Source organism: Pseudomonas sp. JV449 (assembly GCF_032424295.1).
GTDB lineage: Bacteria > Pseudomonadota > Gammaproteobacteria > Pseudomonadales > Pseudomonadaceae > Aquipseudomonas > Aquipseudomonas marginalis.
Genome location: NZ_VYKD01000033.1, coordinates 173,707 through 185,410, shown reverse-complemented (window position 1 = coordinate 185,410; position 11,704 = coordinate 173,707). Strand labels below are relative to the sequence as shown.

Annotated in this window: 10 protein-coding genes, 4 tRNA genes and 2 rRNA genes; all 16 read left to right on the top strand. The window is 54.9% G+C overall.

What is annotated here, in order from left to right:
• Positions 1 to 778, top strand: a 23S ribosomal RNA gene (locus F6S08_RS29100); the annotation flags it as partial.
• A gap of 152 nt (positions 779 to 930) precedes the next feature.
• A 5S ribosomal RNA gene (rrf, locus tag F6S08_RS29095) occupies positions 931 to 1,046 on the top strand.
• Positions 1,047 to 1,212: 166 nt separating this feature from the next.
• Entirely contained in the window at positions 1,213 to 2,172 is a 960-nt protein-coding gene (birA, locus tag F6S08_RS29090; RefSeq protein ID WP_315872671.1) for a bifunctional biotin--[acetyl-CoA-carboxylase] ligase/biotin operon repressor BirA, read from the top strand.
• Complete coding sequence (locus tag F6S08_RS29085; RefSeq protein ID WP_065924111.1) at positions 2,162 to 2,911, top strand: pantothenate kinase; 750 nt, start codon at positions 2,162 to 2,164, stop codon at positions 2,909 to 2,911. The genes birA and F6S08_RS29085 overlap by 11 nt, the downstream gene beginning before the upstream one ends.
• A gap of 7 nt (positions 2,912 to 2,918) precedes the next feature.
• Positions 2,919 to 3,365, top strand: coding sequence for a hypothetical protein (locus tag F6S08_RS29080; RefSeq protein ID WP_027605161.1), 447 nt, complete (start codon positions 2,919 to 2,921; stop codon positions 3,363 to 3,365).
• Positions 3,366 to 3,507: 142 nt separating this feature from the next.
• Positions 3,508 to 3,592 (top strand) — tRNA-Tyr (locus tag F6S08_RS29075).
• Positions 3,593 to 3,615: 23 nt separating this feature from the next.
• Positions 3,616 to 3,689, top strand: a tRNA-Gly gene (locus tag F6S08_RS29070).
• Between the two features lie 26 nt (positions 3,690 to 3,715).
• Positions 3,716 to 3,791: transfer RNA gene (locus tag F6S08_RS29065), tRNA-Thr, on the top strand.
• Positions 3,792 to 3,950: 159 nt separating this feature from the next.
• A tRNA-Trp gene (locus tag F6S08_RS29060) sits at positions 3,951 to 4,026 on the top strand.
• A gap of 45 nt (positions 4,027 to 4,071) precedes the next feature.
• The gene (secE, locus tag F6S08_RS29055; protein ID WP_027605162.1) at positions 4,072 to 4,440 is read left to right on the top strand and encodes a preprotein translocase subunit SecE; all 369 of its coding nucleotides are present in this window, start codon (positions 4,072 to 4,074) and stop codon (positions 4,438 to 4,440) included.
• 9 nt (positions 4,441 to 4,449) lie between these two features.
• Positions 4,450 to 4,983: a transcription termination/antitermination protein NusG gene (gene nusG / locus F6S08_RS29050; protein WP_003176436.1), complete on the top strand. Its 534-nt coding sequence runs from the start codon at positions 4,450 to 4,452 to the stop codon at positions 4,981 to 4,983.
• Positions 4,984 to 5,100: 117 nt separating this feature from the next.
• Positions 5,101 to 5,532 carry a 50S ribosomal protein L11 gene (gene rplK, locus F6S08_RS29045; protein WP_003176435.1) on the top strand — a complete coding sequence of 144 codons (432 nt, stop codon included), beginning with the start codon at positions 5,101 to 5,103 and terminating at the stop codon, positions 5,530 to 5,532.
• Positions 5,532 to 6,227 (top strand): 50S ribosomal protein L1, encoded by a 696-nt coding sequence (gene rplA, locus F6S08_RS29040; RefSeq protein WP_003176434.1) that lies wholly within the window; start codon positions 5,532 to 5,534, stop codon positions 6,225 to 6,227. The genes rplK and rplA overlap by 1 nt, the downstream gene beginning before the upstream one ends.
• 199 nt (positions 6,228 to 6,426) lie before the next feature.
• Positions 6,427 to 6,927 carry a 50S ribosomal protein L10 gene (rplJ, locus tag F6S08_RS29035; protein ID WP_003176433.1) on the top strand — a complete coding sequence of 167 codons (501 nt, stop codon included), beginning with the start codon at positions 6,427 to 6,429 and terminating at the stop codon, positions 6,925 to 6,927.
• Positions 6,928 to 7,005: 78 nt separating this feature from the next.
• The gene (rplL, locus tag F6S08_RS29030; RefSeq protein ID WP_053138313.1) at positions 7,006 to 7,371 is read left to right on the top strand and encodes a 50S ribosomal protein L7/L12; all 366 of its coding nucleotides are present in this window, start codon (positions 7,006 to 7,008) and stop codon (positions 7,369 to 7,371) included.
• A gap of 219 nt (positions 7,372 to 7,590) precedes the next feature.
• Positions 7,591 to 11,664, top strand: a complete 4,074-nt coding sequence (gene rpoB / locus F6S08_RS29025) for a DNA-directed RNA polymerase subunit beta (RefSeq protein ID WP_027605164.1) — start codon at positions 7,591 to 7,593, stop codon at positions 11,662 to 11,664.
• The last annotated feature ends 40 nt before the right edge of the window (positions 11,665 to 11,704 follow it).

Sequence of the window (11,704 nt, the reverse complement as noted above, 5' to 3'; positions counted from 1 at the left end):
GGCTTTGAAGCGTGGACGCCAGTCTGCGTGGAGCCAACCTTGAAATACCACCCTGGCAACTTTGAGGTTCTAACTCAGGTCCGTTATCCGGATCGAGGACAGTGTATGGTGGGTAGTTTGACTGGGGCGGTCTCCTCCTAAAGAGTAACGGAGGAGTACGAAGGTGCGCTCAGACCGGTCGGAAATCGGTCGTAGAGTATAAAGGCAAAAGCGCGCTTGACTGCGAGACAGACACGTCGAGCAGGTACGAAAGTAGGTCTTAGTGATCCGGTGGTTCTGTATGGAAGGGCCATCGCTCAACGGATAAAAGGTACTCCGGGGATAACAGGCTGATACCGCCCAAGAGTTCATATCGACGGCGGTGTTTGGCACCTCGATGTCGGCTCATCACATCCTGGGGCTGAAGCCGGTCCCAAGGGTATGGCTGTTCGCCATTTAAAGTGGTACGCGAGCTGGGTTTAGAACGTCGTGAGACAGTTCGGTCCCTATCTGCCGTGGACGTTTGAGATTTGAGAGGGGCTGCTCCTAGTACGAGAGGACCGGAGTGGACGAACCTCTGGTGTTCCGGTTGTCACGCCAGTGGCATTGCCGGGTAGCTATGTTCGGAATAGATAACCGCTGAAAGCATCTAAGCGGGAAACTAGCCTCAAGATGAGATCTCACTGGGACCTTGAGTCCCCTGAAGGGCCGTCGAAGACTACGACGTTGATAGGTTGGGTGTGTAAGCGCTGTGAGGCGTTGAGCTAACCAATACTAATTGCCCGTGAGGCTTGACCATATAACACCCAAGCAATTTGCGTCGAAAGGCCAGATTGCGGTGTGTGAAGACGCAATGAACCGAAAGTTCGAGATTTCACAAAACACCGAAAGCTGTCACATACCCAATTTGCTGAAGCGAGGCCAGCTGGCCACAACTCAGTACCCGAATTTCTTGACGACCATAGAGCATTGGAACCACCTGATCCCATCCCGAACTCAGCAGTGAAACGATGCATCGCCGATGGTAGTGTGGGGTTTCCCCATGTGAGAGTAGGTCATCGTCAAGATTAAATTCCGAAACCCCATTTGCGAAAGCAGGTGGGGTTTTGTTTTGGGCGGTCGGAAAGTGCGAAGAGGCGCCTCGGGAGGGTCTTCAATGCTAAAGTCCGGCCTTTCTATGCAATGACCCTGCGCATGGCTATCATGCGTGCCTCATTGTGAGGCGATACTTGCATGCTGACGTTGTTAGAACTTCTAAAAGATGGCCGATTCCATTCCGGAGAAGCACTTGGCGCAGCCCTGGGCGTTAGTCGCAGTGCAGTCTGGAAGCAGCTCCAGCATCTTGAGGCCGAATTGAATCTGCCGGTCCACAAGGTTCGTGGGAGGGGATATCAATTAGCTTCGCCGCTGGTTTTCTTGAGTTCCGAGCAGATTGCACTGCATACGTCTTCCCTCGCGTGGCCTATCCATATCTACGACTCCATCGACTCGACAAATGCCGAGGCTCTGCGCCTTGTTGAGGTTGAGCGTGCGACGCCGTACCTGGTGCTTGCGGAGCAGCAAACGGCGGGAAGAGGGCGACGTGGTCGAAAGTGGGTCAGCCCATTCGCTCAGAATGTGTATTACAGCCTCTTAGTGCGTATCGAGAATGGTCCGCGACAGCTGGAAGGCCTGAGCCTTGTGGTTGGCTTGGCGGTAATGCAGGCGCTGCGTGAGTCTGGAGTGCGGGGGGCGGCTCTGAAGTGGCCAAACGACGTCCTGGTGGGGCAGAAGAAGATTGCCGGGATTTTACTGGAGCTCGTAGGGGATCCTGCGGATATTTGCCACGTTGTCCTCGGCATCGGTATTAACGTGAATATGCAGAAGGCTGAAGAGGTTGATCAGCAATGGACGTCAGTGCAGTTGGAGACGGGGTCTCCAGTTGATCGTAACTCTCTGGTGGCACGCCTGTGCTTGCAGTTGCAAAGCTACTTGGATCGACACAGGGCGCAAGGTTTTTCATCGCTTCGGGATGAGTGGGAAAAAGGTCATGCCTGGCAGGGAAAGGCAGTGTCACTCATAGCGGGTGCCAACCGTGTCGATGGGGTGGTGCTGGGTATCGACGGTCAGGGGGCATTACGTTTAAGTGTCGGTGGTGTTGAGAAAACATACAGTGGTGGTGAGTTAAGCCTGAGGTTGCGTGATGATTCTTGAGCTCGACTGTGGGAATAGCTTCATCAAGTGGCGCGTACTTGATTCGGATCGGGCGACGGCATCTGCAGAAGGTGTCGCTAGTTCGGATGTTGCATTGATTGAAAGCCTGTCAGTGCTGCCTGGTGTGTTATTGACACATTGCCGGTTGGTGAGTGTTCGTGCTCTGGACGAAACAAAAAATCTGGTTGAGGCGCTGGTGGAGGCCTTTGGCGTTGCGGTTTCCTGCGCTGTTTCTGCGCGAGAAATGGCTGGGGTGCGCAACGGTTACGAAGATTTCGAGCGTCTTGGCCTTGATCGCTGGTTAGCAATGCTGGGCGGCTTCAAATTGGCGTCGGGCGCATGCCTGGTGCTTGATTTCGGTACGGCTGCTACTGCAGATTTTGTTGCTGGCGATGGTGAGCATTTAGGTGGCTTCATCTGTCCTGGCATGCCCCTCATGCGTAATCAGCTGCGCACGCATACGCGCAAGATACGTTACGACGATGCAGCTGCTGAAAGAGCCTTGGAGCGTCTATCGCCAGGGCATACGACCGTAGAGGCTGTAGAGCGTGGCTGTACGTTGATGCTCAGAGGGTTTGTGCTGACCCAGCTTGAGCTGGCCCGAAGTTATTGGGGTGATAACTTCACTGTATTCCTGACGGGTGGCGATGCTGATTTGGTGAGGGATGCCGTGCCTCAGGCTCGACTCGTTCCTGATTTGATTTTCGTAGGTCTGGCAATGGCGTGCCCTTTATCTTGAGGTGTTTATGCGTTGGCTGTTTTTGCTTTTATTGATCCTGAACGCCTTCTACTACATATGGCATCAGCAAGAGGCGCCGTTGCGTGCTAAAGACGTGACCCCTCTGAGCCTCTATCGGAATACGCAGCAGGATATTCGCCTGCTGAGCGAGTCTTCCGACGCTGTGGTGCGCAAGGATCGGGCTAAGGCATCTGATGCGCAAAATACTTGCTTATACATTGGTGGCTTTGCCGACCAGCGACAGGCGCAATTCCTTGAGCAGCGCCTCACTAGCCTGGATATAAAGGTTAAGGTACAGCTGCTGAGTGCTCCTGATGCGCAAGGTTACTGGCTTCGAGTTGCCCCGGAAAGCCGACGCCTGGCTGACGACCTACCCTTTGAAAACCTTGCTAAGGAATTCAATGAGTTAAAACATAAAATAATGCTGTGCGAAGGCATTGCAACTCTCGAATAGTTTGCATAGAATGGCGCCCGCTTCGCAGTGAAGACCTTTAAGGTCTAAGGTGCGAAGCGAAGGTCAATGCAGCTAACCTCATATTTTTAATGAGAAAATGCTTGACAGAAGGCCGGTGTGATGTAGAATGCCGGCTCGCTTAGGAGGGGTTCCCGAGCGGCCAAAGGGATCAGACTGTAAATCTGACGTCTACGACTTCGAAGGTTCGAATCCTTCCCCCTCCACCATTTTAGCGTGAGCTGCAAGCTCCGCGGGTATAGTTTAGTGGTAGAACCTCAGCCTTCCAAGCTGATGATGCGGGTTCGATTCCCGCTACCCGCTCCAAGTTTGCAGGTTGTGCATTGTGTTTCGCTCTTGTAGCTCAGTTGGTAGAGCACACCCTTGGTAAGGGTGAGGTCAGCGGTTCAAATCCGCTCAAGAGCTCCATATAACAAGGCAGATATGAAAATATCTGCCTTTGTTTTAACGGCTGGCTCGGCTTGATGGTGTTTAGATTGCTTGTTGTTGAGTGATTTCAAGTCTTTGGGGGTTGGTTGTTGTAAAGTCTTTTTCGGGTCTGCATAATGGTCGGCCTGATTTTGTTTTAGGTCAGTAGCTCAATTGGCAGAGCGACGGTCTCCAAAACCGTAGGTTGGGGGTTCGATTCCCTCCTGACCTGCCAGATTCGCATGGTGTGTCTGGCTTTCTTTTCACAGGATCTTCATAGATGACTCCTAAGGCTGAAGCTCAAAGCTCTCGTTTCGATCTCGTCAAGTGGCTCGCTGTGGTCGCTTTGGTGGTCGTGGGCGTTGTTGGCAACCAGTACTATTCTGCTTCGCCGATCCTGTACCGCGTTCTCGTTTTGCTCGCCCTTGCTGCTGTAGCTGCCTTTGTAGGCCTGCAGACTGCCAAAGGCAAGTCTTTCGCGGTCCTGGTGAAGGAAGCTCGCACCGAAATTCGTAAAGTCGTTTGGCCAACTCGCCAAGAAACCACGCAGACCACGTTGATTGTTGTGGCTGTTGTTCTGGTTATGGCGTTGCTGTTGTGGGGTCTTGATTCCCTGCTCGGCTGGCTTGTTTCCTTGATTGTTGGCTAAGGGTGTCCCGTGGCTAAGCGTTGGTACGTTGTGCATGCTTACTCGGGTTACGAGAAGCATGTTATGCGCTCTTTGCTGGAGCGCGTAAAGCTGGCAGGCATGGAAGATGGCTTCGGCGAAATTCTGGTTCCCACTGAAGAAGTGGTTGAAATGCGGAATGGTCAGAAGCGCAAGAGTGAGCGCAAGTTCTTTCCTGGCTACGTGCTGGTGCAGATGGACATGAATGAGGGTACTTGGCACTTGGTCAAGGACACTCCTCGTGTTATGGGCTTCATCGGCGGTACTGCTGATAAGCCTGCTCCGATCACTGACAAAGAGGCAGAAGCAATTCTGCGTCGTGTCGCCGACGGTAGCGACAAGCCCAAGCCGAAGACGTTGTTCGAGCCGGGTGAGGTTGTTCGTGTCACGGATGGTCCGTTTGCTGATTTCAACGGGACTGTCGAAGAGGTTAACTACGAAAAGAGCCGGATCCAGGTCGCGGTGCTCATTTTCGGTCGCTCTACTCCGGTAGAGTTGGAATTCAGCCAGGTCGAGAAGGTCTAGCTGAGTAAGCATCCCAACCCCGCAGCCTTAGGCTGTGGGGTTTTGTCGTCACTGGGATAAACGCGCAAGTAACCGGGGAGCCTTTCGAGGCGCTTGAACCCGTAATTGGAGTGCCTCATGGCCAAGAAGATTACCGCTTACATCAAGCTGCAAGTGAAGGCCGCTCAGGCCAACCCAAGCCCACCTGTTGGTCCAGCCCTGGGTCAGCATGGCGTGAACATCATGGAATTCTGCAAGGCTTTCAACGCCCGTACTCAGGGTCTTGAGCCAGGTCTGCCGACTCCAGTGATCATCACTGTATACAGCGACCGTAGCTTCACTTTCGAAACCAAGTCGACCCCGGCTTCGGTTTTGCTGAAGAAGGCTGCTGGTCTGACTAGCGGTTCCGCTCGTCCTAACACCGTTAAGGTTGGCACCGTAACTCGTGCTCAGCTGGAAGAAATCGCGAAAACCAAAAACGCGGATCTGACTGCAGCTGATATGGATGCAGCCGTGCGTACCATCGCCGGTTCTGCTCGTAGCATGGGCCTTAACGTGGAGGGTGTGTAATGGCTAAGCTGACCAAGCGCCAAAAGGCTATCGCCGGCAAAATCGAAGCGGGCAAGTCCTACAATTTTGTAGACGCTGCTGCTCTGCTGACCGAGCTGTCGACTGTCAAGTTCAGCGAGTCCGTTGACGTTGCTGTAAACCTGGGTGTAGACCCACGTAAATCTGACCAGGTCGTTCGTAGCGCTACTGTGCTGCCACACGGTACTGGTAAGACTGTTCGTGTAGCTGTCTTTACTCAAGGCCCTGCAGCTGAAGCTGCTCTGGCCGCCGGCGCTGACCGCGTTGGTATGGACGACCTGGCTGCCGAAATGAAAGGCGGCGACCTGAACTACGACGTAGTTATTGCTTCCCCGGACGCAATGCGTGTTGTGGGTCAATTGGGTCAGATCCTGGGTCCACGTGGCCTGATGCCTAACCCTAAGGTCGGCACCGTAACGCCAGACGTAGCTACCGCGGTTAAAAACGCCAAGGCTGGTCAGGTTCGTTATCGTACCGACAAAAACGGCATCATTCACACCTCCGTTGGCAAGGTCGGCTTCGACGCCGTCAAGCTGAAGGAAAACGTTGAAGCCCTGATCGCCGATCTGAAGCGTATCAAGCCAGCTTCCTCGAAAGGTATCTACGTCAAGCGCGTTACCCTGAGCACCACCATGGGCCCAGGTCTGGTCATCGACCAAGGCTCGCTGGACGTATAAGACGCAAATTGGCGTAAGCGATTGCGCCAATTGAAAGATTGGGGTCCCTGCCTGGCGGGGGCTATCCAAGACCGTAGGCGACGCAAGTCTTAAACCAACAAGCCTACGCAGATGGTGCTCCCGGTTCCTTACCGAATCAGACACCAAAACGACATCCGGCTCCGGCCAGATGAAACGGTAACAAGCAGGAGTTAAACCCGTGGCAATTAATCTCGAAGACAAGAAGGCCATCGTCGCTGAAGTCAACGAGGCTGCCAAAGCTGCTCTGTCCGCTGTCGTGGCTGATGCCCGTGGTGTGACAGTAGGCGCTATGACCGGACTCCGTAAAGAGGCTCGTGAAGCTGGCGTGTACGTACGTGTTGTACGTAACACCCTGCTCAAGCGCGCTGTTGCTGACACTGAATACAGTGTCCTCAATGACGTGTTCACCGGCCCGACTCTGATTGCGTTCTCCAAGGATCATCCAGGCGCTGCTGCCCGTTTGTTCAAAGAGTTCGCTAAGAGTCAGGATAAGTTCGAGATCAAGGCAGCTGCGTTCGAGGGCAAGTTCCTCGCAGCTAACCAAATCGACGTACTGGCAACACTGCCGACCCGTAACGAAGCCATTTCGCAGCTGATGAGCGTGATTCAAGGCGCTACCAGCAAGCTGGCTCGTACTCTGGCTGCAGTTCGCGAGCAAAAAGAAGCTGCCGCAGCCTAAGGCTGAGCAACTTCTCTCGCGTATTTTTGTTTATTTCGATGGCCGCGTAGGCCGTCCCCCAATTCAGGAAATACAGCAATGTCTATCTCCCAAGACGATATCCTCAACGCCGTAGCTGAAATGTCGGTTCTGCAGGTTGTTGAGCTGATCAAAGCTTTCGAAGAAAAATTCGGCGTTTCCGCTGCCGCTGCTTCCGCTGGCCCAGCTGCTGCTGCTGCCGTTGTTGAAGAGCAAACCGAATTCAACGTCATGCTGCTGGAAGCTGGCGAGAAGAAAGTTAACGTCATCAAGGCAGTACGTGAACTGACCGGCCTGGGCCTGAAAGAAGCCAAGGCTGTAGTTGACGGCGCTCCTGCTATGGTTCTGGAAGCAGTGACCAAAGACGCAGGCGACAAAGCTAAAGCAACTCTGGAAGAAGCAGGCGCTAAAGTCGAGCTGAAGTAAGCATCGACCTTGCGTCTCCAGCCCAAGCGTTAAGCTGAAGGCTGATGGCTGGTGGCTCTTGCCACCGGCCTTTTTCCGTTCTTGGCTGTCGACTCGGTCGCCGCCATTAACGTGCTGTAGCCACCCGATGCGGTGGTGCAAACCATGGGGTTTGCAAGATTTTCTGGCTGCTCCCGTCGGGAGGGCCAAACAAGCAGGTGACCAAGCTGGGGAACGCTGATGGCTTACTCATATACTGAGAAAAAACGTATCCGCAAGGACTTTAGCAAGTTGCCGGACGTCATGGATGTCCCGTACCTTCTGGCTATCCAGCTGGATTCGTATCGTGAATTCTTGCAGGCGGGAGCGACCAAAGATCAGTTCCGCGACGTGGGCCTGCATGCGGCCTTCAAATCCGTTTTCCCGATCATCAGCTACTCCGGCAATGCTGCGCTGGAGTACGTCGGTTATCGCCTGGGCGAACCGGCATTTGATGTCAAAGAATGCGTGTTGCGCGGTGTTACGTACGCCGTACCTTTGCGGGTAAAAGTCCGTCTGATCATTTTCGACAAAGAGTCGTCGAACAAAGCGATCAAGGACATCAAAGAGCAAGAAGTCTACATGGGCGAAATCCCATTGATGACTGAGAACGGTACCTTCGTTATCAATGGTACCGAGCGTGTTATCGTTTCCCAGCTGCACCGTTCCCCGGGCGTGTTCTTCGATCACGACCGCGGCAAGACGCACAGCTCCGGCAAGCTCCTGTACTCCGCGCGGATCATTCCGTACCGCGGTTCGTGGTTGGACTTCGAGTTCGATCCGAAAGACTGCGTGTTCGTGCGTATCGACCGTCGTCGCAAGCTGCCGGCCTCGGTACTGCTGCGCGCGCTCGGTTACACCACTGAGCAAGTCCTGGATGCGTTCTACACCACCAACGTATTCAGCCTGAAGGATGAAACCCTCAAGCTGGAGCTGATCGCTTCGCGTCTGCGTGGTGAAATTGCTGTCCTGGACATTCAGGATGAAAAGGGCAAAGTCATCGTTGAGGCTGGCCGTCGTATCACTGCGCGCCACATCAACCAGATCGAAAAAGCGGGTATCAAAGAGCTGGAAGTTCCCCTGGACTATGTCCTGGGCCGTACTACCGCGAAGGTTATCGTTCACCCGGCTACAGGCGAAATCCTGGCTGAGTGCAACACCGAGCTGAACACCGAGATCCTGGCCAAAATTGCCAAGGCGCAGGTTGTTCGCATCGAGACCCTGTACACCAACGATATCGACTGTGGTCCGTTCGTCTCCGACACCCTGAAGATCGACTCCACCAGCAACCAATTGGAAGCGCTGGTAGAAATCTATCGCATGATGCGTCCTGGCGAGCCACCAACCAAAGACGCCGCAGAAACCCTGTTCAACAACCTGTTCTTCAGCCCTGAGCGCTACGACCTGTCTGCGGTCGGCCGGATGAAGTTCAACCGTCGTATCGGTCGCACCGAGATCGAAGGTTCGGGTGTGCTGTGCAAGGAAGACATCGTTGCGGTCTTGAAGACTCTGGTCGACATCCGTAACGGCAAAGGCATCGTCGATGACATCGACCACCTGGGTAACCGTCGTGTTCGCTGCGTAGGCGAAATGGCCGAGAACCAGTTCCGCGTTGGCCTGGTGCGTGTTGAGCGTGCGGTCAAAGAGCGTCTGTCGATGGCTGAAAGCGAAGGCCTGATGCCGCAAGACTTGATCAACGCCAAGCCAGTGGCTGCGGCGGTGAAAGAGTTCTTCGGTTCCAGCCAGCTCTCGCAGTTCATGGACCAGAACAACCCGCTTTCCGAGATCACCCACAAGCGCCGTGTTTCCGCACTGGGCCCGGGCGGTCTGACCCGTGAGCGTGCTGGCTTTGAAGTGCGTGACGTACACCCGACTCACTACGGTCGTGTATGCCCAATCGAAACGCCGGAAGGCCCGAACATCGGTCTGATCAACTCCCTGGCCGCCTATGCGCGCACCAACCAGTACGGCTTCCTTGAGAGCCCGTACCGTGTGGTGAAAGACGCCCTGGTCACCGACGAGATCGTGTTCCTGTCCGCCATCGAAGAAGCTGATCACGTGATCGCTCAGGCTTCGGCCACGATGAACGACAAGAAGGTCCTGATCGACGAGCTGGTGGCTGTTCGTCACCTGAACGAGTTCACCGTCAAGGCGCCGGAAGACGTCACCTTGATGGACGTATCGCCGAAGCAGGTAGTTTCGGTCGCAGCGTCGCTGATCCCGTTCCTGGAACACGATGACGCCAACCGTGCGTTGATGGGTTCCAACATGCAGCGTCAAGCTGTACCGACCCTGCGTGCCGACAAGCCGCTGGTAGGTACCGGCATGGAGCGTAACGTAGCCCGTGACTCCGGCGTTTGTGTCGTGGCTCGTCGTGGTGGCGTGATCGATTCCGTTGATGCCAGCCGTATCGTGGTTCGTGTTGCTGATGACGAAGTTGAAACGGGTGAAGCCGGTGTCGACATCTACAACCTGACCAAATACACCCGCTCGAACCAGAACACTTGCATCAACCAGCGTCCGCTGGTGCGCAAGGGTGATCGCGTTCAGCGTAGCGACATCATGGCTGACGGTCCGTCCACCGATATGGGTGAATTGGCTCTGGGTCAGAACATGCGCATCGCGTTCATGGCATGGAACGGCTTCAACTTCGAAGACTCCATCTGCCTGTCCGAGCGTGTGGTTCAAGAAGATCGCTTCACCACGATCCACATTCAGGAACTGACCTGTGTGGCGCGTGACACCAAGCTTGGGCCAGAGGAAATCACTGCAGACATCCCGAACGTGGGTGAAGCTGCACTGAACAAGCTGGACGAAGCCGGTATCGTTTACGTAGGTGCTGAAGTGGGTGCGGGCGACATCCTGGTTGGTAAGGTCACTCCGAAAGGCGAGACCCAACTGACTCCGGAAGAGAAGCTGCTGCGTGCCATCTTCGGTGAAAAAGCCAGCGACGTTAAAGACACCTCCCTGCGTGTACCTACCGGTACCAAGGGTACTGTCATCGACGTGCAGGTCTTCACCCGTGACGGCGTCGAGCGTGATGCTCGTGCACTGTCCATCGAGAAGACCCAGCTCGACGAGATCCGCAAGGACCTCAACGAAGAGTTCCGTATCGTTGAAGGCGCGACCTTCGAACGTCTGCGTTCCGCCCTGGTAGGCCACAAGGCTGAAGGCGGCGCAGGTCTGAAGAAAGGTCAGGACATCACCGACGAAATCCTCGACGGTCTTGAGCACGGCCAGTGGTTCAAACTGCGCATGGCTGAAGATGCTCTTAACGAGCAGCTCGAGAAGGCCCAGGCCTATATCGTTGATCGTCGCCGTCTGCTGGACGACAAGTTCGAAGACAAGAAGCGCAAACTGCAGCAGGGCGATGACCTGGCTCCAGGCGTGCTGAAAATCGTCAAGGTTTACCTGGCAATCCGTCGCCGCATCCAGCCGGGCGACAAGATGGCCGGTCGTCACGGTAACAAAGGTGTGGTCTCCGTGATCATGCCGGTTGAAGACATGCCGCACGATGCCAATGGCACCCCGGTCGACGTCGTCCTCAACCCGTTGGGCGTACCTTCGCGTATGAACGTTGGTCAGATCCTTGAAACCCACCTTGGCCTAGCGGCTAAAGGTCTGGGCGAGAAGATCAATCGTATGATCGAAGAGCAGCGCAAGGTTGCTGACCTGCGTAAGTTCCTGCACGAGATCTACAACGAGATCGGCGGTCGCAAGGAAGAGCTGGATACCTTCTCCGACCAGGAAATCCTGGATCTGGCGAAGAACCTGCGCGGTGGCGTTCCAATGGCTACCCCGGTGTTCGACGGTGCCAAGGAAAGCGAAATCAAGGCCATGCTGAAACTGGCAGACCTGCCAGAAAGCGGCCAGATGCAGCTGTTCGACGGCCGTACCGGCAACAAGTTCGAGCGTCCGGTTACTGTTGGCTACATGTACATGCTGAAGCTGAACCACTTGGTAGACGACAAGATGCACGCTCGTTCTACCGGTTCGTACAGCCTGGTTACCCAGCAGCCGCTGGGTGGTAAGGCTCAGTTCGGTGGTCAGCGTTTCGGGGAGATGGAGGTCTGGGCACTGGAAGCATACGGTGCCGCTTACACTCTGCAAGAAATGCTCACAGTGAAGTCGGACGATGTGAACGGTCGTACCAAGATGTACAAAAACATCGTGGATGGCGATCACCGTATGGAGCCGGGCATGCCCGAGTCCTTCAACGTGTTGATCAAAGAAATTCGTTCCCTCGGCATCGATATCGATCTGGAAACCGAATAACACGTGACGCGAATCGAGAGCGGGGCTGTTTAGCCCGCTC

Bases quoted from the DNA above. Each gene is read 5' to 3' on its own strand.
- birA (WP_315872671.1), top strand. From the start codon at position 1,213: ATGCTGACGTTGTTAGAACTTCTAAAAGATGGCCGATTCCATTCCGGA.
- F6S08_RS29085 (WP_065924111.1), top strand. From the start codon at position 2,162: ATGATTCTTGAGCTCGACTGTGGGAATAGCTTCATCAAGTGGCGCGTA.
- F6S08_RS29080 (WP_027605161.1), top strand. From the start codon at position 2,919: ATGCGTTGGCTGTTTTTGCTTTTATTGATCCTGAACGCCTTCTACTAC.
- secE (WP_027605162.1), top strand. From the start codon at position 4,072: ATGACTCCTAAGGCTGAAGCTCAAAGCTCTCGTTTCGATCTCGTCAAG.
- rplK (WP_003176435.1), top strand. From the start codon at position 5,101: ATGGCCAAGAAGATTACCGCTTACATCAAGCTGCAAGTGAAGGCCGCT.
- rplA (WP_003176434.1), top strand. From the start codon at position 5,532: ATGGCTAAGCTGACCAAGCGCCAAAAGGCTATCGCCGGCAAAATCGAA.
- rplL (WP_053138313.1), top strand. From the start codon at position 7,006: ATGTCTATCTCCCAAGACGATATCCTCAACGCCGTAGCTGAAATGTCG.
- rpoB (WP_027605164.1), top strand. From the start codon at position 7,591: ATGGCTTACTCATATACTGAGAAAAAACGTATCCGCAAGGACTTTAGC.